This window comes from Xanthomonas sacchari (genome assembly GCF_024266585.1).
GTDB classification, from domain to species: Bacteria; Pseudomonadota; Gammaproteobacteria; order Xanthomonadales; family Xanthomonadaceae; genus Xanthomonas_A; species Xanthomonas_A sacchari_C.
Genome location: NZ_CP100647.1, coordinates 2,549,933 through 2,572,887, shown reverse-complemented (window position 1 = coordinate 2,572,887; position 22,955 = coordinate 2,549,933). Strand labels below are relative to the sequence as shown.

The 22,955-nt window shown below is 68.9% G+C and carries 20 protein-coding genes; 3 read left to right on the top strand and 17 right to left on the bottom strand.

Features of this window, described 5'->3' with window-relative positions:
- Positions 1-116 precede the first annotated feature (116 nt).
- The 11 genes from NKJ47_RS10555 to ndk all read right to left on the bottom strand — a co-directional run bounded on the left by NKJ47_RS10555 (position 117) and on the right by ndk (position 12,399).
- The gene (locus NKJ47_RS10555; RefSeq protein WP_254457878.1) at positions 117-1,964 is read right to left on the bottom strand and encodes a monovalent cation:proton antiporter-2 (CPA2) family protein; all 1,848 of its coding nucleotides are present in this window, start codon (positions 1,962-1,964) and stop codon (positions 117-119) included.
- A gap of 623 nt (positions 1,965-2,587) precedes the next feature.
- Positions 2,588-3,724, bottom strand: coding sequence for a molybdopterin-synthase adenylyltransferase MoeB (moeB, locus tag NKJ47_RS10550; RefSeq protein WP_254457877.1), 1,137 nt, complete (start codon positions 3,722-3,724; stop codon positions 2,588-2,590).
- A gap of 51 nt (positions 3,725-3,775) precedes the next feature.
- Entirely contained in the window at positions 3,776-4,993 is a 1,218-nt protein-coding gene (locus NKJ47_RS10545) for a molybdopterin molybdotransferase MoeA (protein WP_254457876.1), read from the bottom strand.
- Positions 4,990-5,592, bottom strand: a complete 603-nt coding sequence (gene mobA / locus NKJ47_RS10540; RefSeq protein WP_254457875.1) for a molybdenum cofactor guanylyltransferase — start codon at positions 5,590-5,592, stop codon at positions 4,990-4,992. Before mobA ends, NKJ47_RS10545 begins: the two co-directional genes overlap by 4 nt.
- A gap of 7 nt (positions 5,593-5,599) precedes the next feature.
- A complete protein-coding gene (gene der, locus NKJ47_RS10535) occupies positions 5,600-6,997 on the bottom strand; it encodes a ribosome biogenesis GTPase Der (protein WP_254457874.1) in 1,398 nt (465 codons plus the stop codon).
- An 18-nt stretch (positions 6,998-7,015) separates the two neighbouring features.
- Entirely contained in the window at positions 7,016-8,374 is a 1,359-nt protein-coding gene (gene bamB, locus NKJ47_RS10530) for an outer membrane protein assembly factor BamB (protein WP_429002532.1), read from the bottom strand.
- A complete protein-coding gene (locus tag NKJ47_RS10525) occupies positions 8,371-9,009 on the bottom strand; it encodes a YfgM family protein (RefSeq protein WP_254457872.1) in 639 nt (212 codons plus the stop codon). Before NKJ47_RS10525 ends, bamB begins: the two co-directional genes overlap by 4 nt.
- A 64-nt stretch (positions 9,010-9,073) precedes the next feature.
- Entirely contained in the window at positions 9,074-9,955 is an 882-nt protein-coding gene (locus tag NKJ47_RS10520) for a helix-turn-helix domain-containing protein (protein WP_254457871.1), read from the bottom strand.
- Complete coding sequence (gene pilW, locus NKJ47_RS10515) at positions 9,952-10,770, bottom strand: type IV pilus biogenesis/stability protein PilW (RefSeq protein ID WP_254457870.1); 819 nt, start codon at positions 10,768-10,770, stop codon at positions 9,952-9,954. Before pilW ends, NKJ47_RS10520 begins: the two co-directional genes overlap by 4 nt.
- On the bottom strand, positions 10,757-11,962 hold the full coding sequence (gene rlmN, locus NKJ47_RS10510; protein WP_429002406.1) for a 23S rRNA (adenine(2503)-C(2))-methyltransferase RlmN: 1,206 nt from the start codon (positions 11,960-11,962) through the stop codon (positions 10,757-10,759). The genes pilW and rlmN overlap by 14 nt, the downstream gene beginning before the upstream one ends.
- A gap of 11 nt (positions 11,963-11,973) precedes the next feature.
- Positions 11,974-12,399, bottom strand: coding sequence for a nucleoside-diphosphate kinase (ndk, locus tag NKJ47_RS10505; RefSeq protein ID WP_002812972.1), 426 nt, complete (start codon positions 12,397-12,399; stop codon positions 11,974-11,976).
- 215 nt (positions 12,400-12,614) lie between these two features.
- On the opposite strand from ndk, the gene NKJ47_RS10500 reads away from it, so the two are divergent.
- The 3 genes from NKJ47_RS10500 to NKJ47_RS10490 all read left to right on the top strand — a co-directional run bounded on the left by NKJ47_RS10500 (position 12,615) and on the right by NKJ47_RS10490 (position 17,012).
- The gene (locus NKJ47_RS10500; protein ID WP_010342898.1) at positions 12,615-13,247 is read left to right on the top strand and encodes a TetR/AcrR family transcriptional regulator; all 633 of its coding nucleotides are present in this window, start codon (positions 12,615-12,617) and stop codon (positions 13,245-13,247) included.
- Positions 13,248-13,281: 34 nt separating this feature from the next.
- Entirely contained in the window at positions 13,282-15,654 is a 2,373-nt protein-coding gene (locus NKJ47_RS10495; RefSeq protein WP_254457869.1) for a 3-hydroxyacyl-CoA dehydrogenase/enoyl-CoA hydratase family protein, read from the top strand.
- A 152-nt stretch (positions 15,655-15,806) separates the two neighbouring features.
- On the top strand, positions 15,807-17,012 hold the full coding sequence (locus NKJ47_RS10490) for an acetyl-CoA C-acyltransferase (RefSeq protein WP_254457868.1): 1,206 nt from the start codon (positions 15,807-15,809) through the stop codon (positions 17,010-17,012).
- A 266-nt stretch (positions 17,013-17,278) separates the two neighbouring features.
- Here NKJ47_RS10490 and galU read toward each other — a convergent pair whose 3' ends face one another.
- From galU to NKJ47_RS10460, 6 genes are all read right to left on the bottom strand, one after another.
- Positions 17,279-18,160, bottom strand: a complete 882-nt coding sequence (galU, locus tag NKJ47_RS10485; protein WP_254457867.1) for a UTP--glucose-1-phosphate uridylyltransferase GalU — start codon at positions 18,158-18,160, stop codon at positions 17,279-17,281.
- Positions 18,160-20,070, bottom strand: a complete 1,911-nt coding sequence (locus tag NKJ47_RS10480; RefSeq protein WP_254457866.1) for a polysaccharide biosynthesis protein — start codon at positions 20,068-20,070, stop codon at positions 18,160-18,162. The genes galU and NKJ47_RS10480 overlap by 1 nt, the downstream gene beginning before the upstream one ends.
- Positions 20,071-21,060, bottom strand: a complete 990-nt coding sequence (locus NKJ47_RS10475; RefSeq protein WP_254457865.1) for an MraY family glycosyltransferase — start codon at positions 21,058-21,060, stop codon at positions 20,071-20,073. It lies immediately after the preceding gene.
- Positions 21,060-22,238, bottom strand: a complete 1,179-nt coding sequence (gene lapB / locus NKJ47_RS10470) for a lipopolysaccharide assembly protein LapB (protein ID WP_254457864.1) — start codon at positions 22,236-22,238, stop codon at positions 21,060-21,062. The genes NKJ47_RS10475 and lapB overlap by 1 nt, the downstream gene beginning before the upstream one ends.
- 6 nt (positions 22,239-22,244) lie before the next feature.
- A complete protein-coding gene (locus tag NKJ47_RS10465; protein WP_254457863.1) occupies positions 22,245-22,547 on the bottom strand; it encodes a lipopolysaccharide assembly protein LapA domain-containing protein in 303 nt (100 codons plus the stop codon).
- Positions 22,548-22,620: 73 nt separating this feature from the next.
- Positions 22,621-22,926 carry an integration host factor subunit beta gene (locus NKJ47_RS10460; RefSeq protein ID WP_010342890.1) on the bottom strand — a complete coding sequence of 102 codons (306 nt, stop codon included), beginning with the start codon at positions 22,924-22,926 and terminating at the stop codon, positions 22,621-22,623.
- Positions 22,927-22,955 lie beyond the last annotated feature (29 nt).

Here is a 22,955-nt window from a genome sequence, read left to right as displayed (position 1 = left end):
GCTCGCCACACCCCCTGTGGGAGCGGCTTCAGCCGCGACGGGCTCTACCAGCAATGCGTGGTCGCCACTGAAATCGCTCCCGCTTAGGGCACAGTGGACAGGGTGCCGTGCCGCGGCTAATCGCCGCGACGCTGCTCGCCGGCCTCCGCCGGCACGCCTTCCGGATTAAGCCTGCGGCTCTCGCGCCGCGGCGGCGTGAACGGGGTCGGCGTGGGCACCGCCGGGGTGATGTTGCCGTACATCAGGCCGGCGCCGGCGCGCACGGTGCCGGCGGCGATCTCCAGTTCCAGCCGCTCGGCGTCGCGGCGGCGGATCTCGCGGGCAATGGCGCGGGCCTCGCCTTCGTCCATACCCAGTTCGATCAGCGCGGCCTGGCCGAATTCCACCGCCGATTCGAAGGTTTCGCGGATGTGGTAGTCGACGCCGGCGGCGATCAGCTCCAGCGCGTGCTCGCGGTCGTAGGAGCGCACCAGCAGCTTGGCCTGCGGGAACTCGTGCCTGGCCAGCTCGACGATGCGGTTGGCCGCCTGGCGGCTATCGACGCATACCGCGATGGCGCGGACGCTGTGCGCGCCGGAAGCGTGCAGCACGTCCAGGCGGGTGCCGTCGCCGTAGTAGATCTTGAAGCCGAACTTAGCCGCGCTCTGGATCATCTCGATGTCGTTGTCGATGATGGTCACGTCGACGTCGCGCGCCAGCAACGACTGGCTGGCGACCTGGCCGAAGCGGCCGAAGCCGATGATCAGCACGCTGCCGGTGAGACCGTCGGCCGGATCCACGCCTTCCATCGACGGCGCCTCCACCGGCGCCCAGCGCCGGTACAGCAACACGAACAACGGGGTCAGGGCCATCGACAGCACCACGATGGCGGTCAGGTTGGCGTTGATCTGCGCGTCGATGACGCCGGCGCCGCTGGCAGCGGCGAACAACACGAAGGCGAACTCGCCGCCCTGCGCCATCAGCACGCCGCGATCCAGCGCCTGCGCATGGCCGCTGCCGGTGAGCCGCGCGACCAGATAGATGCACGCGGCCTTGGCGGCCATGAAGGCGAGCACGCCGCTGAGGATCAGGGTCCAGTTGGCGGCCACCACCGCCAGGTTCAGCGCCATGCCCACGCCGAGGAAGAACAGCCCCAGCAGGATGCCGCGGAACGGTTCGATGTCGGCTTCGATCTGGTGGCGGAAGGTCGACTCGGACAACAGCACGCCGGCCAGGAACGCGCCCATCGCCATCGACAGCCCGCCGAGCTGCATCAGCAGCGCCGCACCCAGCACCACCAGCAGGGCCGCCGCGGTCATCACCTCGCGCGCCTTGGCCGCGGCCAGCAGCCGGAACAGCGGGTTGAGCAGCCAGCGCCCGGCCGCCAGCAGGCCGACGATGGCGGCGGCGCCGACACCGATGCCGATCCAGCGCGACGGCGCCGACGCATCCGTCGGCACCGGCGCCATCCACGCCACCACCGCCAGCAGCGGCACGATCAACAAGTCCTCGAACAGCAGGATCGCCACGATCTTCTGCCCGGCCGGCAGGGCGAGGTCGCCGCGCTCGCCGAGCAACTGCATCACCACCGCGGTGGAGGTCAGCACGAAGCCGGAGGCGGCGATGAAGGCCACCGGCAGCGGAAACCCGAAGGCCAGGCCGACGCCGGTCAGCACGCTCGCGCAGACGAGGATCTGCGCGGCGCCCAGGCCGAAGATCTGCTTGCGCAGGCTCCACAGGTGCAATGGCCGCATCTCCAGGCCGATCACGAACAGGAACATCACCACGCCCAGTTCGGCGACGTGCAGGATCGCCTGCGGATCGGAGAACCAGCCCAGGCCGAACGGACCGATCGCCAGGCCGGCGGCGAGATAGCCGAGCACCGATCCCAGGCCGAGCCGGCGGAACACCGGCACCGCCACCACGGCCGCGCCGAGCAGCGCCACCACCTTGATCAACTCGCTGCTGTCGGCTGGACTGGTCATGCGCCGATTCTACGCACAAGGCCGGAGCATCCCCATGGATCGGGATGCGACCTGAGACGCGGCGCACTGCGTGCTGCGCGCAATGTGCTTCTCGCGAGACATGCGTGCGTTCGTGCGCCGGACGGTCGTGCGATCGACACACAACCCAAACCTCCCTTCTCCCATCGGGAGAACGTGCCCCGCGGGGGCGGCTGAGGGTGTGGCTGCCGCTGCGCGCAACGAAGGCCAGCACAGACTGGCATCGCGAGACGCTTCGCGCCGTACCCTCACCCCAACCCCTCTCCCGGGGGGAGAGGGGCTTGCGACTCCCTTCTCCCATCGGGAGAAGGTGCCCCGCAGGGGCGGATGAGGGTGCGGCTGCCGCTGCGCACAACGAAAGCCAACGCTGGCTGGCATCGCGAGACGCTGCGCGCCGTACCCTCACCCCAACCCCTCTCCCGGAGGGAGAGGGGCTTGCGACTCCCTTCTCCCATCGGGAGAAGGTGCCCCGAAGGGGCGGATGAGGGTGCGGCTGCCGCTGCGCACAACGAAGGCCAGCGCAGGCCGGCATCGCGAGGCGCTGCGCGCCGTACCCTCACCCCAACCCCTCTCCCGGGAGGAGAGGGCTTGACGCACGGCTGCAGCTAGCCCTCAGCGCCGCAAAACCGCGCGTAGTCGATGTAGCCGGGGAACGGCCGGCCGGGCGCGCACAGCGGGCACTGCGGATCGGCGGACAGGCGGGTTTCGCGGAAACGCATCGCCAGCGCGTCGAAGTGCAGCAGGCGCCCGCGCAAGGGTTCGCCGATATCGAGCAGCAGCTTCAATACCTCGTTGGCCTGCAGCAGGCCGACGATGCCGGGCAGCACGCCGAGGACACCGGCGTCGGCGCAGTTCGGCGCGAACTCCGGCGGCGGCGGCTCCGGGAACAGGCAGCGGTAGCACGGCGCCTGGCCGCGCCGGCGGCCGGCATCGAACACGCTGACCTGGCCCTCGAAGCGCTGCACCGCGCCGTACACCAACGGCTTGCCCAGCTTCACGCAGGCATCGTTGAGCAGGTAGCGCGCGGGGAAATTGTCCGAGCCGTCCAGCACCACATCCACGTCCTGCAGCAGCCGCTCGACGTTGTCCGCGGTGACCCGCTCGCGGACCGCCTCCACCCGCACGCCCGGGTTCAGCGCGCCCAGGCTCGCCGCCGCCGAGTCCACCTTGGCCTGGCCGATCCGCGCATCGCCATGCAGGATCTGCCGCTGCAGGTTGCTGCGCTCGACCACGTCGTCGTCGGCGATGCGCAACCGCCCCACCCCGGCCGCGGCCAGGTAGAAACCGGCCGGCGACCCCAGGCCACCGGCGCCGACCAGCAGCACGCGCGCGGCCTGCAGCCGGCGCTGGCCATCGACACCGACTTCGGCCAGGCGCAGATGCCGCGAATAGCGGTCGAAGAAGTCGTCCTGCTCCGGGGCCAGCACCGGCCGCTGCAACGGCAACCCCTCGCGCTGCCAGCGCGTCGTGCCGCCCAGCACCGAGGCCACCTGCGTGTAGCCGGCCTGAGCCAGGAACACCGCGGTGTCGTGCGAGCGCTTGCCGCTCTGGCAGATCAGCAGCACCTCGGCGTCGGTGCCGAGATAGGCGGCCGGGTCGGCCTGCAACTGCGCGCGCGCCACGCCCTGCGCGCCGGCGGCCATGCCGGTGGCGCGCTCGTGCTCCTCGCGGATGTCGATCAGGCGCGCGCCTTGCGCCTGGCGTGCCTGCGCCTGTGCGGGAGTCAGTTCTCGAATGCCCATGCGCGCATTATCGGCGCAAACCCGGCGCACGTCCGCCCTGCGCGCCGTGACTCAGTACGGCACCACCTCGACCACATCGCCGGCCTGGAACTGGCGCGCACCCTCCTCCAGCCGCAGCAGCACGTCGCTGTCGGCGGCGCCGCGCAGGCGATGCGAGCCGTCGGCGAGATTCGGTTCGGCCCACAGTTGCCCGTGCGCGTCGCAGCGCATGCGCCCGCGCAGGAACTCCAGCCGGTCGTGGCGCTTGTCCCAGCCGGTCGCCAGCCGCGCGCGCCAGGCCCGGTGCGGCTCGCCACGACGTTGCAGCGCATCCAGCAACGGCCGCCCGATCGCCAGGAAGGTCGCCAGCACCGACACCGGATTGCCCGGCAGGCCCAGGAACAGGGCGCGGTCCCACTCGCCGAACAGCAGCGGCATGCCCGGGCGCATGCGTACCTTCCAGAACAGGATGCGGCCGTGCTCGGCCAGCAGCCGCGGCAGATAGTCCTTCTCGCCGGCGGAGACGCCGCCGCAGGTCAGCACCACGTCGAACGCCGAAGCCGCATCGGCCAGCATGGCCTGGATGCGCTGCGGATCGTCCGGCAGGGTCGGCCAGGCGGTCGGCGCCAGGCCGAGCAGGCGCAGCTGCGCCATCAGCATGTCGCGGTTGCTGTTGTAGATCTGCCCCGGCTGCAACGGCAGGCCCGGCTCGACCAGTTCGTCGCCGGTGGCGAACACCGCCACGGTCGGCCGCGCCGCCACCGTCAGCTGGTCCACGCCCAAGGCCGCGGCCAGGCCGATGCGCGAGGGCGTCAGCAGCATGCCGGCCTCCAGCACGCGCTCGCCGGCACGCACGTCCTCGCCGCGCGCACGCACGTGCGCGCCGGCAACGAGCCCGTCCGGGACCTGCACGAGACCACCGTGCTCGTGCACGTTCTCCTTGATCACCACCGTATCCGCCCCGGCCGGCAGCGGCGCACCGGTGGTCACCCGCAGGCATCCGCCGGGCGCGAGCGCCTGCTGCCGATCGGCGCCGGCGAACTGCTCGCCGGCCAGGCGCAAGTCGGTCGGCGCCCCCGGGGTCAGGTCGACATGGCGCAGCGCGAAGCCGTCCATCGCACTGTTGGCAAACGGCGGCAGGTCGATCGGCGCATCCAGCGGTTCCAGCAGGATGCGCCCATCGGCGCGCGACGCCGCCAGGCGCTCGCTGTTGACGGGGCGGGCACGCGCGGCGGCAGCGACGATCGCCAGCGCGTCGGTGTAGGCGATCCGGGAGGGAGAGTCGGTCATGGTGGCGGCAGGATACCCGCTGCGGCCAGATCCTGCGGCGTGTTCAGATTGCCCAGCACGACGTCGGGCAACACCAACGGCCGCATCCGCAGACGTTGCTGCAAGGCGCGCGGCGCGTAGCGGGCAGCCGCCAGCGCCTGGTCCAGCGCCGGGCACAACGCCGCAAGCCGATACAGCGCCACCAGCGGCTGGGCGCCGGCGGCATCCTCGACCACCGTGCCGTCCTCGCCCGCGGCGGCGGCCAGCCGCGCCGGCAGGTCCGGCGGCAAGCGGCACAGGTCGACCGGCACGGTCAGCAGCCAGGGCGTGGCGCAGGCGGCGGCGAGCGCATCCAGCCCGGCGATCGGTCCCAGCGAACGTTCCGCCTCGGCCGGCGCCGCGACGCGGTCCGGCAGCACCTGCAGGCCGAGGGCGGCATAGCGCGGCAGGCTGCGGTTGGCGCTGACCAGGACCGCGGACACCTGCGGCGCCAACGCCTGCAGCAGCCATTGCACCTGCGCCTGCCCGTCGCGTTGCAGCCAGGCCTTGTCGCAGCCGCCCAGGCGTTGCGCGCGGCCGCCGGCGAGAATGCCCAGGGTGATCGCGCGCTGCGGGTCCATCGCGCGGCTACTTGCCGCGGACGTGCTTCATCAGGCGCCGCTTCTTGGCGATCTGGCGCTCGGTCAGCACGTTCTTCTTGCCTTCGTACGGATTGGCGCCTTCGCGGAACAGGAAGCGCACCGGCGTGCCGACCAGCTTGAACCGCTTGCGGAAGAAGTTCTCCAGGTAGCGCTTGTACGATTCCGGCAGCACCTTCAGGCGCGTGCCGTGGACGATGAAGGTCGGCGGGTTGCTGCCGCCCGGATGCACGTAGCGCAGCTTGGAGACGTGTCCGCGGATGCTCGGCGGCGGATTGCTCTCGTAGGCGATTTCCAGCGCCTGGTTGACCTCGCTGGTGCTGAACTCGCGCACCGCCGAGGCGTGCGCGCGATGGATCGCCTGGAACAGCTCGCGCATGCCCGAGCCATGCTTGGCGGAGATGCGCACCGCCTCGGCCCAGCTGACGAAGCCGAGCTTGCGCGACAGCAGGTCTTCGGCCTGGGCGCGCTGGTAGTCGCTCTGCCCGTCCCACTTGTTGATCGCCACCACCAGGGCGCGGCCGGCATCGAGGATCGCGCCGAGCACGGTCGCGTCCTGGTCGGTCACGCCTTCGCCGGCATCGAGCATCAGCACCGCCACCTGGCACTGCTCGATCGCCTGCAGCGTCTTGAACGCGCTGAACTTCTCCACCGCCTCCTCGACCCGGCCGCGACGACGCAGGCCGGCGGTGTCGATCAGCCGGTACAGGCGGCCGTCGCGCTCCAGGTCCACCGCGATCGAGTCGCGGGTGGTGCCGGGCACCTCGGAGGCGATCATGCGCTCCTCGCCCAGCAGGCGATTGACCAGGGTCGACTTGCCGACGTTCGGGCGGCCGACGAAGGCGATGCGCATGCGCGCCGGATCGGTGTCCAGGGTCTCGCCGGCGCCCTCTTCCGGCAGCCGCTCCAGGACTTCGTCGAGCAGGTCGTCGAGGCCGTGGCGGTGCGCCGCGGAGACCGCGATGGCGTCGCCGAGGCCGTAGCGCGCGAACTCGGCGCGTACCTGGTCCTCATCGGTGCCGTCGATCTTGTTGATCAGCAGCAGGGTCGGCCGCGCCAGCTTGCGCAGCCAGGCCAGGATCTCGTCGTCGAGCGCGGACGACCCCTCGCGGCCGTCGACCACGAACAGGATCAGGTCGGCCTCGCCGGCCGCGGCCCGCGCCTGCTCGGCGGTGGCGCCGGCCAGGCCTTCCTCTTCGCCGGAGATGCCGCCGGTATCGACGATCACGAACGGGGTGTCCGGCGCCAGCCGGCACACCCCGTAGTGGCGATCGCGGGTGACGCCGGGCTGGTCGTGGACCAGCGCGTCACGGCTGCGCGTCAGCGCGTTGAACAGCGTGGACTTGCCGACATTCGGCCGTCCAACCAGGGCGACCAGCGGCAGCATCGCGACATCCTTCCCTTGTTATTGACCCAACCGGAACGCGGTCAGGTCGCCTTTGGTGTTCTGCATCAGCAGGATCCCGTCCGCGACCACCGGCTGCGCCACCAGCGGCTTGCGCCCCACCCGCTCGCGCGCGGCGAACTCGCCGTTGTCGAGCCGGAGCCAGTGCAGATAGCCCTTGTAGTCGCCGACCACGGCGTAATCGCCCTGGATCGCCACGCCGGTCAGCGAACGGCGCGCCAGCCCCGGCTGCGACCACATCGCCGATCCGGACGCCTTGTCCAGCGCCCACACGGTGCCGGCATTGTCGGCCACCACCACGTTGCCGGAGCTGACGCCGACACCGCCGGCACCGCCATGGTCGCGGCTCCACAGCGGGCGGCCGCTCGGGCCTTCCAGCGCCACGGTCTGGTTCTTGAAGCTGGTCGCGTACAGCGTGGTGCCGTCGAGCACCGGCGCGCCGTCGACGTCGGCCATGCGCTCCAGCTCGGTACGGCCTTCCGGCACGCCGATGGTCTGCTCCCACAGCACGCGACCGTCCTGCATCGCCAGCGCGGCCAGGCTGCCGTCGTCGTTGCCGATGAACAGCACGCCCGGACCGGCCACCACCGGCGCGTTGCCGCGCACGGTCAGGCTCGGCAGCTCCTGCGCATTGAACCAGCGCTGCTGGCCGGTCGCGGCATCGAAGGCGGTGGTGCGGCCGTCGTTGCTGCGCACAAACACCGTGTTCTGCGCGATCACCGGCGCGGCGATCACTTCGTTGGGGACCTGGGCGCGCCACTTCTCGGTACCGGTGGCGGCATCGAGGGCGATCACCTCGCCATCCAGCGCACCGACCACCACCAGGCCGTCGCCCACGCCGGGGCCGCCGGCAAAGCGCGGCAGCGGACGCTTCTTCTCCAGGCGCTTGCGCTCCTTGGCCTGCAGCTTCTCGTTGCGCAGGCGCTGCTTGTAGGCGGCGCGCTCGTCCTTGGACAGGTTCTTGCCTGACTCGCTCTCGACCTGGCTCTTCGGCTGGTCCTCGGCCTGCGACAGCTGCTGCTTGCGCGCCTGCTTGGCGTCGTATTCCCAGAGCGTCTTGCCGGTCTGCAGGTCCAGCGCGTAGACCGTGCCGGAGGTCGCGGCCGCATACACCTTGCCGTCGGCCACCACCGGGTGCTGGCGCACGCCGATGCGGCGCTCGCCCTTGCCGGCGTCGGTGGACCACAGCTTCACCACCTTCACCGACGGCGTGAAATCGACCAGCTCGGCCGGCTCGGCGGCCTTCTTGGCGGCCGCATCCTTGCCGGCGAACCAGCCCTTGACAGTGCTGCAACCGGACAGCGCCAGACCCAGCAGGGCCACGGTGGCGACACGCTTGAACATGACTACCTTCATCAGATCGGCTCCGCGGCATTCGGCACGCTGCCGCCCGCATCCATCAATTTCATTTCGACCACGCGCCGCTGCGGCGAGGCCACGTCCAGGCTGGTCAGCGCCTTGGCGTACGCATCGCGCGCCGCGTCGCGCTTGCCCTGCGCGATCAGCGCATCGCCACGGATCTCCAGGCCCTGCGCATCGGTGGCCGAGGCCACCAGCGGCAGCGCATCCTGCGGCTTGCCGCCGGAAATCAGCAGCCGCGCCACGCGATGGTCGACCAGCACCTTTATTTCGCCGTCGGCCTTGAGCGCACGCAGCGTGGTCAGCGCAGCCTCGGACTTGCCGGCATCGACCTGCGCCTTGGCCAGGCGCAGCGCCGCCAGTTCGGCGTAGATGTTGGTCGAGCCCTGCTGCAGTTCGGCCATCTCCTTGGCGGCCTTGTCCAGCTGATTGGCCTGGATGCTCTTGAGCACCGCCTCGTAACGGGCATTGGCCTGGGCCAGGTCGTTGGACCGCTGCTTGGTCCACCACTGCCAGCCGATGATCGCGCCAATGCCCAGGACGATGCCGCCGATCAGGCCGGCGCCGTTCTTCCTGAGCCAAGTGCGGACGCGTTCGCTTTGTTCGTGCTCGTCGAGCAGGTCGTCAATCGCCATGCGTACTCTCGCCCCGCCGCTACGACGGGACATGGAATGTTGAAGATGAGGAACCGCGCCGCCGTCACTCGGAGGCAGGCACCACGGAACCGTCAGAGGATACCGCAAAGCGCGCCACGTTCGCGCGCCTGAACGGGGTCAGATCCACGGTACTCCCGGCTTGCTGAACCTGGACCGCTGACGCATTGCCCAGCACCACGCGCCCGACCTGGCCCGGCGCATAGGTACGGCTCTCGCCTGCCTTGAGCAACGCCTTTTCCACCGGTGTGCCGTCCGGCGCGAGGACCTGCACCCAGCTGTCGCCCTGGAACGACAGGCTCAGCCCCTTCTTCTCCGGCTCCGCTTCCTGCGCCGGACGCGGCATCGGCGTCAGCGACGCGATGTACGGCGCGGTGTTCGCCGCCGGCCGCGCGGCCGCCGGTGCGGCCGGTACCGCTGCCGCCGCAGTGCCATTGACCGGTGTCGCCGTTGCCGCGGCGGGACTGCCGGGCGCGCCCGGCACCACGTCCAGCGAGGCGGTGCTGGGACCGCCATCGTCGGCGAAGTGGCTGCGGGTGGCGTACCACACCGGCACCGCCAGTCCGGCGGTGATCACCACATAGACCATGCGCCGCGTGGCGCTCTCGAGCATGCGCCGCAGCGGCGGCGTGTGCGTGTGGCTGATCAGCTCCACCGGCTGCACCGGCGCGATCTGCGCGGTCTGCAGCAACGGCTCCAGATCCACGCCGAGCAGGCGCGCATAGCTGCGCAACTGCCCGCGCACGAACACCGGCGCGCCGAGGCGCTGCCACTGCTCCGACTCGAGCGCCTGCACCACATGCACCGGCATGCGCAACCGGCCACCGACGTCGTCGATGCTCAGGCCCGCCGCTTCGCGCGCTTCGCGGAGCTGTTGCCCGCAGCCTTTGGCGCCATCGAAAGCGTTCGGATTGGAATCACTGATCACAATGCACTAGCCCCGGGTGTCGTGGTCGCGGCATCGGGAAACTCCTTGCGCAACCGCTGTTGGTAACGGCCGGCGGCAGCCTTGTCGCCCAGCCTTTGCTCAATCTGAATAGCAAGTTGTAACACGGAAGCGGTGGCGGGCGCAGCCGCCAGCCGCCGCTCGGAGAAGGCCCGCGCCTCGAAAAAGCGCCCCTGCGCGGCCTCGTTGCGCGCCATCGCCTCCAGCGCATAGGCGTTGTCCGGATCCAGCTCCAGCGCCTTGCGCAGGTCGCGCTCGCCGCGTTCGCGCTGACCGACCTGCAAGGCGCAGCCGCCGGCATTGGCCAGCGCCGAGGCCGGCGTGGCGTAGTCCTGCAGCGCGAGCGCACGGTCGAACCAGGCCAGCGACTCGGCCGGCGAGCCGTTCGCGCACAGCCAGGCGCCGTAGTTGTTCAAGGTCGCGCCGCTGCTCGGCGCCAGCTCCGCGGCCTTGCGGTACAGCGCGCCGGCGCCGGCGGCGTCGCCGCGGCGATCGGCGACCACCGCCAGCACGGTCAGCGCCTCCACCGACTCCGGGTCCAGCGACAGCGCCTTGCGCGCATGCGTCTGCGCGGCGTCCAGGTCGCCGGAGGCCAAGCCGTTGGCGGCCAGGCCAAGCTGTTCCTGCAAAGCGACGCGCGACTTCACCGCGCGGCTGTCGCGGAACGCGTAATGCGGCTGCACCTGCTCGGCGGTGCGCACGGTGCCGGTCTTGGCCGCGATCCAGTTGCAGCCGGGCAAGGCCAGCAACACGGTCGCCGCCGCCCCGAAGCAGAAGCCCTGGTTACGCCGCCGCATCCCGATCCGCCCGCGTCTGCAATTCGCGCTTGAACTCGGCCTGGCGACGGGTGCGGTCCATGACCTGCCCCTTGAGCTGCCCACACGCCGCGTCGATGTCGTCGCCGCGCGTGCGCCGCACCATGGTCAGCACCTGCGCATCCAGCAGGATCTTCTGGAACGCGCGGATCTCGGTGTCGCCGGAGCGCTCGTAGCGCGTGCCGGGAAACGGATTGAACGGAATCAGGTTGACCTTGCCGGCGTTCGCCGCCTGCACCGCGTTGTCGAACTGGCGCATCAGCCGCGCCAGTTGCCGTGCGTGCTCGGGCTGGTCGTTGATTCCCTTCATCAGGGTGTATTCGAACGTCACCGACTCGCGGCGCTTGTTGGCGCGCAGGTAGCGCGCGCAGGCCGCCATCAGTTCGGCGATCGGGTATTTCTTGTTGAGCGGGACCAGGGACTCGCGCAGCGCGTCGTTGGGCGCGTGCAGCGACACCGCCAGCGACACGTCGCTCTCGCTGGACAGGCGGTCGATCTGCGGCACCAGGCCCGAGGTCGACAGGGTCACGCGCTTGTTGGCCAGGCCGTAGCCCAGGTCGTCGCGCATCACGCTCATCGCGCGCACGACGTTGTCAAAATTCATCAGCGGCTCGCCCATGCCCATCATCACCACGTTGGTGAGACGACGCATCTGGTGCGGCACGTTGCCCAGATGCCGCGCCGCCACCCACACCTGGCCGATGATCTCGGCGGTGGACAGGTTGCGGTTGAAGCCCTGGGTGGCGGTGGAACAGAAGGTGCAGTTGAGCCCGCAGCCGACCTGCGAGGACACGCACAGCGTGCCGCGGGTCTTGTCGGGGATGTACACGGTCTCGATCGCGTTCTTGCCGTCCACGCCCATCGCCAGCAGCCACTTGTGGGTGCCGTCGGCGGAGGGCTTGTCGAACACGATGTTGGGGACGACGACCTCGGCATGCTGCTGCAGCTTGGCGCGCAGCGCCTTGCCGAGGTCGGTCATCTGGTCGAAGTCGGTGACGTAGCGGTGATGGATCCACTTCATCACCTGATGGGCCCGGTAGCGCGCTTCGCCAAGGGTCTCGGCGAAGAAATGCTCCAGGCCCGCGCGATCGAGGTCGAGCAGGTTCTGCTTGGCCGACGCGCCGTTCCGCACGGGATCGGCGATGGCCAAGGAAGGATGGACGACCTCGTTCACGACGACCTCGCTTAGCGCGAAACCACTTCGGTGGCGGCGAAGAAATACGCCACTTCGTTGGCGGCGTTCTCGACCGAGTCAGAGCCGTGCGCGGCGTTGGCGTCGATCGAATCGGCGAAGTCGGCGCGGATGGTGCCCGGCGCGGCGTCCTTCGGGTTGGTGGCGCCCAGCAGGTCGCGGTGCGCGGCCACGGCATTCTCGCCTTCCAGCGCCTGGATCATCACCGGGCCGGAGATCATGAATTCGACCAGCGCGTTGAAGAACGGACGCTCGCGGTGCACCGCGTAGAAGCCCTCGGCCTCGCGGCGCGACAGCTGCTTGTACTTGGCGGCCACGACCTTCAGGCCGGCCTTCTCGAAGCGCGAGTAGATTTCGCCGATGACGTTCTTGGCGACGGCATCGGGCTTGATGATGGACAGGGTGCGCTCCAGCGCCATGGAAAGTTCTCCGTTGGGCGGGCCACTGAAGGCCCGAGGTTAACATGAAAAAAACCCGCGTCAAAACGCGGGCTTAGCCAGAATTGCGATGGACAATTCTATCCAATCGGCGCCGGCTTTGCACGGCCAGGCCTGAATCGTGCTGCAAAGCAGCATGACGCCCCCGCCGCCCGGGCCTAGACTCAAACAATCGTTTGATTGATTCTGGCGGCCGCATGGCAAAGCAAGCGCACTTCTCCACCAAGGACCGCATCCTCAGCGCGGCCGAGGAACTGTTCGCGCAGCACGGCTTTTCCGGCACCTCGCTGCGCCAGGTCACCAGCCAGGCCGACGTCAACATCGCCGCGGTGAACTACCACTTCGGCTCCAAGGAAAACCTGGTCAATGAGGTGTTCCGGCGGCGCATGGACGAGATGACCGCCGCGCGCATGGCGCAGCTGGAGGCCGCGCAGCGGCAGCATCCCGGCCAGCTCGGCCCGGTGCTGGCGGCCTTCGTCGAGCCGGCCCTGGCGATGGCCCAGGAGCGGCAGAGCGGCGGCGCCTTCGTGCGGGTGATCGCCCGCGCCTACGCCGAGAACAACGACAGCCTGCGCCAGTTCCTGTCCGACCACTACGGCCACGTGCTGCGCGAGTTCGGCAAGGCCATCGCCGCCTGCGTGCCCGGGCTGAGCAAGCAGGAACTGTACTGGCGCCTGGACTTCCTGGCCGGCGCCCTGACCTACGCCATGGCCGACTTCGGCCTGATCAAGCGTCCCGCCGGCGTCAGCGAGGGCGCGCACCGCGCCCACGCCGCCCGCGAACTCATCCGTTTCGCCGAAGCCGGCTTCCTCGCCCACTCGGCGCCCTGATCCCGCAAACGTTGACCCACAGAGGCTGATCGCTATGTCCAATCCCCTGCTAGTCCGCCGTGCCGCCGTCCTGGGCGCGGGCGTGATGGGCGCGCAGATCGCTGCGCACCTGACCAACGCCGGCGTCGACACCGTCCTGTTCGATCTTCCCGCCAAGGAGGGCCCCGCCGACGGCGTGGTGCTCAAGGCGATCGCCAACCTGACCAAGCTCAGCCCGGCGCCGCTGGCCAGCACCGCGCTGGCCGAGGCCATCACCCCGGCCAACTACGAATCCGGGCTGGAACAGCTGCGCGGCTGCGACCTGATCATCGAAGCCATCGCCGAGCGCATGGACTGGAAACAGGACCTGTACAAGAAGATCGCGCCGTTCGTGGCCGACCATGCGGTGCTGGCGTCCAACACTTCCGGCCTGGGCATCAACGCCCTGTCCGACGTGCTGCCGGAGCAACTGCGCCACCGCTACTGCGGCGTGCACTTCTTCAACCCGCCGCGTTACATGCACCTGGCCGAGCTGATCCCGGCCAAGCACACCGAGCCGGCGGTGCTGGAAGGCCTGGAAAGCTTCCTGGTCACCACCCTCGGCAAGGGCGTGGTCTACGCCAAGGACACGCCGAACTTCATCGGCAACCGCATCGGCGTGTTCTCGATCCTGTCGACCATCCACCACACCGAGCAGTTCGGCCTGGGCTTCGACGAGGTCGATGGCCTGACCGGCCCGCTGGTGGGCCGTCCGAAGTCGGCGACCTACCGCACCTCCGACGTGGTCGGCCTGGACACCATGGCCCACGTCATCAAGACCATGGGCGACACCCTGCCGAATGATCCCTGGCATGCCTTCTTCAAGGCGCCGAAGTGGCTGGAGGCGCTGATTGCCAAGGGCGCGCTCGGCCAGAAGACCGGCGCCGGCATCTTCCGCAAGGTCGGCAAGGACATCGTGGTGCTGGACCTGCAGAAGCAGGACTACCGCCCGGCCGACCGCGCCGCCGCACCGGAGGTGGTCGAGATCCTGAAGATCAAGCACCCGGCCGAGAAGTTCGCCAAGCTGCGCGAGAGCCAGCACCCGCAGGCGCAGTTCCTGTGGGCGACCTTCCGCGACCTGTTCCACTACAGCGCTTACCACCTGGCCGACATCGCCGAGACCGCGCGCGACGTCGACCTGGCAATCCGCTGGGGCTACGGCTGGGCGCTGGGCCCGTTCGAGACCTGGCAGGCCGCCGGCTGGAAGCAGGTGGCGCAATGGATCGCCGACGACATCGCCGCCGGCAAGAGCATGAGCAGCGCGCCGCTGCCGAACTGGGTGTTCGACGGCCGCGACGGCGTGCACGCCGCCGAAGGCTCGTACAGCCCGGCGCGCGACGCCAAGCTGCCGCGCTCGGCGCTGCCGGTGTACAAGCGCCAGCGTTTCCCCGATCCGCTGCTGGGCGAGAAGTTCGCGCAGGGCGAGACCGTGTTCGAGAACGACGGCCTGCGCATGTGGCACGACGGCGACGACATCGCCGTGGTCAGCTTCAAGACCAAGATGAACACCGTCTCCGACCAGGTGCTGGACGGCCTGCAGGACGCGGTCGGCCGCGCCGAGAAGGACTTCAAGGGCCTGGTGCTGTGGCAGCACAAGGAACCGTTCTCCGCCGGCGCCGACCTGGCCGGCGCGCTGGGCCTGCTGCAGGCCGGCAAGGTCGACGCGTTCGAGGCGATGGTCGCCAACTTCCAGGCCACCAGCCAGCGCATCAAGTATTCGCTGGTGCCGGTGGTCGCGGCGGTGCGCGGGCTGGCGCTGGGCGGCGGCTGCGAGTTCCAGATGCACAGCGCCAAGACCGTGGCCGCGCTGGAGAGCTACATCGGCCTGGTCGAGGCCGGCGTGGGCCTGCTGCCGGCCGGCGGCGGCCTCAAGGAAATCGCGGTGCGCGCGGCGCAGGCCGCGGGCCCGGGCGGCGACGTGTTCGCCGAACTGAAGAAGACCTTCGAGACGGTGGCCATGGCCAAGGTCTCCACCTCGGCGGTCAACGCCAAGGAACTGGGCCTGCTGCGCGGCACCGACAAGGTGGTGTTCAACAGCTACGAGTCGCTGTACATCGCCAAGGCCGAGGCCCGCGCCCTGGCCGAGGGCGGCTACCGCCCGCCGCTGCCGGCGCGACGCATCCAGGTCGCCGGCGACGTCGGCATCGCCACCTTCAAGATGCTGCTGGTCAACATGCTGGAAGGCCGCTTCATCAGCGAATACGACTACGAGATCGCCACCCGCATCGCCACCGTGCTGTGCGGCGGCGAGGTCGACCGCGGCGCGCTGGTGGACGAGGAATGGCTGCTCAAGCTCGAGCGCAAGCACTTCGTCGAACTGGCCCAGCAGGAAAAGACCCAGGCGCGCATCGGGCACATGCTCAAGACGGGTAAGCCGCTTAGGAACTGAGAATCGGGAATGGGGAATCGGGAATGGAAGCGCATTCCCGGCTCCTCCTTCTCTCCCTAATTTTCTGCCGGAAATAGGACTGCTGCAGATCGCGCGAATCGCTTCACGATTCCCGACTCTCCATTCCCTATTCCCGGCTTTCGGAGAAAGCCATGAGCAAACAGATCCAGGAAGCCTACATCGTCGCCGCCACCCGCACCCCGGTCGGCAAGGCGCCCAAGGGCATGTTCCGCAACACCCGTCCCGACGACATGCTGGCGCACGTGCTGCGCGCGGTGGTGGCGCAGGCGCCGGGCATCGACACCTCGCGCATCGACGACGCGATCATCGGCTGCGCGATGCCCGAGGGCGAGCAAGGCATGAACGTCGCGCGCATCGGCGTGCTGCTGGCCGGCCTGCCGAACTCGGTGGCCGGGCAGACCATCAACCGCTTCTGCTCCTCCGGCATCCAGGCGGTGGCGCTGGCCGCCGACCAGATCCGCCTGGGCAACGCCGACCTGATGCTGGCCGGCGGCACCGAATCGATGTCGATGGTGCCGATGATGGGCAACAAGGTGGCGCTGTCGCCGAGCGTGTTCGCCGACGACCACGTCGCCATCGCCTACGGCATGGGCATCACCGCCGAAAAGGTGGCCGAGGAATGGAAGGTCTCGCGCGAGGACCAGGACGCCTTCGCCCTCGCCTCGCACCAGAAGGCCATCGCCGCGATCGCCGCCGGCGAGTTCCGCGACGAGATCAGCCCCTACGAGATCGTCTCGCACCAGCCCGACCTGGCCGGCAACGTGATCGCGTTGCGCAAGAAGCTGGTCGATACCGATGAAGGCCCGCGTCCGGATAGCTCGATCGAAGGCTTGGCCAAGCTGCGCCCGGTGTTCCGCAACGGCCAGTTCGGCGGCAGCGTCACCGCCGGCAACTCCTCGCAGATGAGCGACGGCGCCGGTGCGGTGCTGCTGGCCTCCGAGCAGGCGATCAAGGACTACGGGCTGACCCCGCTGGCCCGCTTCGTCAGCTTCTCGGTCGCCGGCGTGCGTCCGGAAGTGATGGGCATCGGCCCGATCGAGGCGATTCCGAAGGCGCTCAAGCAGGCCGGCCTGACCAAGGACCAGTTGGACTGGATCGAGCTCAACGAAGCCTTCGCCGCGCAGTCGCTGGCGGTGATCCGCGACAGCGGCCTGGATCCGTCCAAGGTCAACCCGCTGGGCGGCGCCATCGCCCTGGGCCATCCCCTCGGCGCCACCGGCGCGATCCGCACCGCCACCCTGGTGCACGGCCTGCGCCGGCACAAGCAGAAGTACGGCATGGTCACCATGTGCATCGGCACCGGCATGGGCGCCGCGGGGATCATCGAGGCGCTGTAAGCGCGCGGCGCCCTACCCTTGCCCGGCCCTGTGGGCCACCCGATGGGAGAAGGGAGCAGCACATAGCCCCTCTCCCACCGGGAGAGGGGTTGGAGTGAGGGTCCGGCATCAAGCATTGCTGTACAGACCAGCGCACACACAAAAAAGGCAGCCTCACGGCTGCCTTTTTTGTGTGTCATTCGACCTATCGGTCGAATCAATTGTTTAAAGCCACTGCATCAACACTCAACCAGCGCGCCGCCCTGCAGCGGCGCGCGGCGCCAGGCTCACTCCTCGGCGAGCATCTGGCTCAGCTTTTCGCGCGCCGGCTTGGCCAGCTTCTTGTTCTCCAGCGCGAAGCGGATAGTCGCCTCGACCAGGCCCAGGTGGGTACCGCAGTCGAAGCGGGTGCCCTCGAAGCGGTAGGCGTCCACCTCCTCGCTCTTCAGCAGCGCGGCGATGGCGTCGGTCAGCTGGATCTCGCCGCCGGCACCGGTGCCGGTGCTTTCCAGCAGTTCAAAGATCTTCGGGCTGAGCACGTAGCGCCCCACTACCGCCAGGTCGCTCGGCGCGTCTTCCGGCTTGGGCTTCTCCACGATCTGCGCGATGCGGCCCTTGCGGCCGTCGAAGGCATCGGTCGCCACGATGCCGTAGCTGGCGGTGTTCTCGTGCGGCACGTCTTCCACGGCGATCACGCTGGCGCCGCTGCGCTCGTTCAGATCGGCCATCTGCTTCAGCGCGCCGTCGCCGCGGTTCCAGATCAGGTCGTCCGGCAGCAGCACCGCGAACGGCTCGTCGCCGATCACCGACTTGGCGCACAGCACCGCATGGCCCAGGCCCAGCGCTTCGGCCTGGGTCACGAAGATCGCGCGCACGCCGTCGGGCAGCACGTGGCGGATCATCTCCAGCTGTTCGTGCTTGCCGGCGCGCTCCAGCTTCTGCTCCAGTTCGTAGGCCTTGTCGAAATAATCCGCGACCGCGTGCTTGTAGCGGTTGGTGACAAAGATCAGGGTGTCGCACCCGGCTTCGATCGCCTCGTCCACCGCGTACTGGATCAACGGCCGATCGATGATCGGCAGCATTTCCTTGGGAACGGTCTTGGTAGCGGGAAGGAAGCGGGTACCCAAACCTGCGACCGGGAATACTGCCTTGCGGATTCTCTTGCTCATCAGAGCCTTCTGGCCTCGCGTGCGGGGAATGGAACGATTGTAGCGGAGCCGTCGTGACCGTCTTGCTGACGCAAGGGCGCGAACTCCGGCATGGTCATGCGCAACACCTTCTCGATGGTGTCGCTGTCGTAGTCGGCCACCGCGGCGCGCAACTGCTGCACGCCGCGCAGCACATCCTCGCGCGAGAAACTGCGCACGCCCGCCTCCAGAATCTTCGGATGCGAGGTGGGCCGGTAGTTCTCGTCGGCGTAGAACAGGGTCTCGTGCAGTTTCTCGCCGGGGCGCAGGCCGGTATAGACGATGGCGATGTCGCGCCCCGGCTGCTTGCCCGCCAGGCGGATCATCTGTTCGGCGAGCAGGCGGATCGGCACCGGCTCGCCCATGTCCAGGGTGTAGATGGCGCCATGCGACGCGGAAGCCGCCGCCTGCACGATCAGTTGGCTGGCTTCGGGAATGGTCATGAAGTAGCGCGTCACCTGCGGATCGGTGACCGTCACCGGGCCGCCCTGGCGGATCTGCTCGCGGAACAACGGCACCACGCTGCCTGCCGAATCCAGCACGTTGCCGAAGCGCACGGTCACGAAGCGCGTGCTCACCGCCTGGTCGTCCAGCGACTGGCACACCATTTCGGCGTAACGCTTGGACGCGCCGAGCAGGTTGACCGGATTGACCGCCTTGTCGGTGGAAATGAACACGAAGGTCGAGACCTTGGCCGCGACACAGGCACGCGCCACGTTCTCGGTGGCCAGCACGTTGTTGCGCACCGCTTCGCGGCACTGCTGTTCCAGCAACGGCACCTGCTTGTAGGCGGCGGCATGGAACACCGCGTCCGGCTCGGCCACCTGCATGGCGTGGCGAATCACCGCCGGATCGCCGCAGTCGCCCAACACGCACTCGATCTCCAGATCGGGGAAAGTGCGGTGCAGGTCGGCATGGATGGTGATCAGCGACAGTTCGTTGATCTCCAGCAGCACGATCTTGCGCGCGCCGTGACGCGCGCACTGCCGGCACAACTCCGAGCCGATCGAACCGCCGGCGCCGGTGACCAGCACTGTACGCCCGGACAGCCAGCCCTTGATCAGCTTCCAGTCCGGCGTCACCGGCTTGCGCCCGAGCAGGTCCTCGATCGCGACCTCCTTGAGCTCGCCCGGCAGGTAGTGGCCCTCGAGCACGTCGAGCAGGCGTGGCACGGTGCGGAACGGCAGGCCGGTGCTTTCGCAGATCGCCACCACCCGCTGCATGCCGGCCGCGTCCAGCGACGGGATCGCGATGACCAGCAACTTGGCCGCGGTCTCCTTGGCGATCGCGCCAGCTTCGTCGATGCGGCCGAGGATCGGCAGACCCTGCAGCTTGGCACCGTGCAGATGGCCGGCGTCGTCGACGAAGCCGACCGGGTGGTAGGCGCCGGAACGGCGCAGGTCGCGCACCAGCGCCTCGGCCGCGCGGCCGGCGCCGACGATCAGCACGCGCCGCGCGGTGTCGTCCGAATGCGCGATCTGGTAATCCTTCCAGGCGCGGTACAGCAGGCGCGGCGCGCCCAGCAGCGCCGACAGCGCGAACGGATACACCATCAGCACCGACAGCGGGATCGCATCGAAGCGGCTGTAGGCCAGCCCCAGCACGATTGCCACCAGGCCATAGAAGCTGGCCTTGAAGATATTGAGCAGGTCGGGAACGCTGGCAAAGCGCCACAGCCCGCGGTACAGGCCGACCTTCCAGAACACCAGCCCCTGCGCCACCAGCACGATGGCGGTGTTGAGGTTCCACAACGGCAGCGGATGCTCGCCGGGGAGCATGGTGTAGCGCGCCGCGTGCAGCAGTTGCCAGCAGACCCAGACGATGGCCAGATCGTGGACGACCACGGAGGCCTTGGGAAACAACTCGGTGACTCGGTCGCGCGTGGAGAGCATTCAGTGATCCATGAGAGTTCGGCGCATCCGCTTGCGCAAAGCCAGCCAAAGCACACCTGCCGCACAGAACCAGGCGAGCGTCAGACCCGCCTGCGCGCTCACGTCCAGGGGCCTGCCCAGCCGCGCAATTGTAATCGCGACAATGCTGAATAGACCGTAGGCGAGCGTCACGACAGTATGGCTGCTGCCGGTGTGTACCCAACGCTGATAAAAATGTTGCGTGTGTGGTTGCCACCAGCGTTCGCCGGCGAGCATGCGCGCGGCGAGCGTGAAGCCGGCGTCGATGGCGAAGGCCGACAGCGGCAGTGCCGGCAGCCAGGGCGCCTGCCCTCCGACGACGATGCACCAGGCGAACAACGCGGCGATCAGGTAGCCGAGTGCGCCGCTGCCGACATCGCCGAGGAAAATGCGTGCCCGGGGGTAGTTGAACGGCAGAAATCCCGCGCACGCCACCAGCAATACCCAGCATGGCCAGCGCAGCGGCGCCGGCAGCAACCACGCCAATCCCAGGGCGGCCAGCATCGCCTGGCTGCTGGCCAGACCATTGATGCCATCCATGAAATTCCAGATATTGATCAACGAGACCGTCGCCAACCCTACCAACGCGACCACCCACAGCGGCTGGTTCGTTTTGTAGACAAGTGCAGCCAGCAGGGTCGCCGCCACCACATGCACCAGCAATCGGAGCCCCGCAGACAGCGACCGGTGGTCGTCCCACCAGCCGATGCCGGCCACCAGCAGCAGGCCGGCCGCGACGGTAGCGATGCCGGTGCCGTGTTGCGGCCACTGCAGCGCCGCCCAGCCGAAGCCCAACAGGACCGCCGCCACGATCGCCACGCCGCCGCCACGCGGCGTCGCCACGGTGTGGCTGCGCCGCTCGCCGGGCGCGTCCATCAGCTTGCGTTTGAGTGCGTAGCGGCGCGACAGCCAGGTGCCGGCCGCACTGACTGCCCCGAGCGCCAAGAGCAGCGCGGCTCCTGCGATGGGCACTACACCACCGCGTAGTTGAGCAGAGGCTTGACCGTGCCCCACTCCTTGCAACTGGGGCATTGCCAGTGGTGGGTGCGCGCGCCGAAACCGCAGCGCGTGCAGCGGTAGCTGGGGTTGCGCACCAGCAACTGGTCGGTGATGTGCTTGAGGTCCTGCAGGGTCGCGGTGGAGTCGGCGCCCTCGGCCAGGGTCAGGTCAATCAGCGCGGACTCGCCGCGTACCGACGGGCGGTCCTTGAGTTGCCGGCCCAGGTAGGAGCGCGCGGCGGAGATGCCTTCCTGCGACTCCATCAGGCGGGTCAGCGCCAACACCGGGGCGATGCCGCGGTAGTGCTCGGTCATTTCCGACAGGAACGCGCGCGCGCCGCTGAGATCGTTGCCGCGGCGATAGCACTCCATCAGCGCCGGCATGATCTCCGGCAGGTAGTCCGGGTCATGGCGCGCGGCACGCTCGAAGGCGCGGATGGCGGCCTCGTCGTTGCCGTCGTCGACGTCGATGCGCCCTTCCAGGATGCCGGCGCGCACCGACTTGGCATCGGCCTGGTAGGCGCGCGCGATCGCCGCCCGTGCCAGGTCGTTCTTGCCCGAGGCGCGATAACGGTCGGCCAGCTCGCATTCGAACTGGGCGATCAGCTTGCCCATCGGCTCGCCGGTCACCTCTTCGTAGCGGGTGGCGTTGTCGATGGCCTTTTCCCAGTCCCGCTCGGCCTGGTAGATGCTGATCAGGTGCTTGAGCGCCTGCGGCGCACGCTGGTCGATCTGCGCCAACTCGGTGAACACGGTTTCGGCGCGGTCCAGCAGCCCCGACTTCATGTAGTCCTCGCCCAGCGCCAGCAGGGCCTGCACGCGCTGCGCATCGCTCAGGTCGCCGCGCTGGACCAGGCCCTGGTGCAGGCGGATGGCGCGATCGACCTCACCGCGGCGGCGGAACAGGTGGCCCAGCGCGACCTGGGTCTCGAAGGTTTCCTTGTCCAGTTCGGCGATGTGCAGGAACAGCTCGATCGCCTTGTCCGGCTGCTCGTTGAGCAGGTAGTTGAGGCCGCGGAAATAGGTGCTGGAGAGCCGGCTGACCTGAGTGTCGCCATGGCGCTGGCCGCCACGGCGGCCGATCACCCAGCCGCTCAGCGCCGCCAGCGGCAGGAACAGGAAGAACCAGAACCACTCGGTCAGAAAGTCCATCGAAGATCAGCGTCCGTCCAAGGGCTGGTGGGCAGCATGGGGAGAGACCGGCGCAGCGGCCGGCGCAGCGGCGTTCGCGGCCTTGTTGGCGCGACGCAGCTTGGCATACAGGGGAATCACCAGGGCCGCCAGGACCAGCGAGGCGCCGATCAGCACGCCGGCGAACAGCGAGACGATGATGGCGATGCCGGAGGTGGTGGCAATGCTGGAGAACACGAAGTTGATCTGGATCGGCTGCGAATTGAGCGACCCGATGACCAGGCCGGCCAACAGCAACACCAGCAAAATCAGCAGTCGTGCAATCTTCATGAGCAACTCCAGCGTCGGGAGACACTAGATTAGCCGAACAGGCGTGGATTCCGGCAAGCGCCGGACGCCGGGCTCAGGGCGTATCGGATTCGACCGGGACGACGCCGCTGACGCGCTCGCGCAGCTCCTTGCCGGGCTTGAAATGCGGCACGTGCTTGCCGGGAAGCGCGACGGACTCGCCGGTCTTGGGATTGCGTCCCAGGCGTGGCGGCCGGTAATGCAGGGAAAAGCTGCCGAAGCCGCGGATCTCGATGCGATCGCCGCCGGACAGGGCGCCGCCCATCATTTCCAACAACGACTTCACCGCCAGATCGACGTCGTCCGACTTCAGATGCGCCTGCTTGCGCGCCAGGATTTCGATCAGCTCGGATTTGGTCATTACGGATTCGTGCAGTGGGGGCCGCAACC

What these genes read in the sequence shown, in the direction of transcription:
- NKJ47_RS10555 (WP_254457878.1), bottom strand. Translation starts at nt 1,964, where the DNA reads ATGACCAGTCCAGCCGACAGCAGCGAGTTGATCAAGGTGGTGGCGCTG.
- moeB (WP_254457877.1), bottom strand. Translation starts at nt 3,724, where the DNA reads ATGGGCATTCGAGAACTGACTCCCGCACAGGCGCAGGCACGCCAGGCG.
- NKJ47_RS10545 (WP_254457876.1), bottom strand. Translation starts at nt 4,993, where the DNA reads ATGACCGACTCTCCCTCCCGGATCGCCTACACCGACGCGCTGGCGATC.
- mobA (WP_254457875.1), bottom strand. Translation starts at nt 5,592, where the DNA reads ATGGACCCGCAGCGCGCGATCACCCTGGGCATTCTCGCCGGCGGCCGC.
- der (WP_254457874.1), bottom strand. Translation starts at nt 6,997, where the DNA reads ATGCTGCCGCTGGTCGCCCTGGTTGGACGGCCGAATGTCGGCAAGTCC.
- NKJ47_RS10525 (WP_254457872.1), bottom strand. Translation starts at nt 9,009, where the DNA reads ATGGCGATTGACGACCTGCTCGACGAGCACGAACAAAGCGAACGCGTC.
- pilW (WP_254457870.1), bottom strand. Translation starts at nt 10,770, where the DNA reads ATGCGGCGGCGTAACCAGGGCTTCTGCTTCGGGGCGGCGGCGACCGTG.
- ndk (WP_002812972.1), bottom strand. Translation starts at nt 12,399, where the DNA reads ATGGCGCTGGAGCGCACCCTGTCCATCATCAAGCCCGATGCCGTCGCC.
- NKJ47_RS10500 (WP_010342898.1), top strand. Translation starts at nt 12,615, where the DNA reads ATGGCAAAGCAAGCGCACTTCTCCACCAAGGACCGCATCCTCAGCGCG.
- NKJ47_RS10495 (WP_254457869.1), top strand. Translation starts at nt 13,282, where the DNA reads ATGTCCAATCCCCTGCTAGTCCGCCGTGCCGCCGTCCTGGGCGCGGGC.
- NKJ47_RS10490 (WP_254457868.1), top strand. Translation starts at nt 15,807, where the DNA reads ATGAGCAAACAGATCCAGGAAGCCTACATCGTCGCCGCCACCCGCACC.
- galU (WP_254457867.1), bottom strand. Translation starts at nt 18,160, where the DNA reads ATGAGCAAGAGAATCCGCAAGGCAGTATTCCCGGTCGCAGGTTTGGGT.
- NKJ47_RS10480 (WP_254457866.1), bottom strand. Translation starts at nt 20,070, where the DNA reads ATGCTCTCCACGCGCGACCGAGTCACCGAGTTGTTTCCCAAGGCCTCC.
- lapB (WP_254457864.1), bottom strand. Translation starts at nt 22,238, where the DNA reads ATGGACTTTCTGACCGAGTGGTTCTGGTTCTTCCTGTTCCTGCCGCTG.
- NKJ47_RS10465 (WP_254457863.1), bottom strand. Translation starts at nt 22,547, where the DNA reads ATGAAGATTGCACGACTGCTGATTTTGCTGGTGTTGCTGTTGGCCGGC.
- NKJ47_RS10460 (WP_010342890.1), bottom strand. Translation starts at nt 22,926, where the DNA reads ATGACCAAATCCGAGCTGATCGAAATCCTGGCGCGCAAGCAGGCGCAT.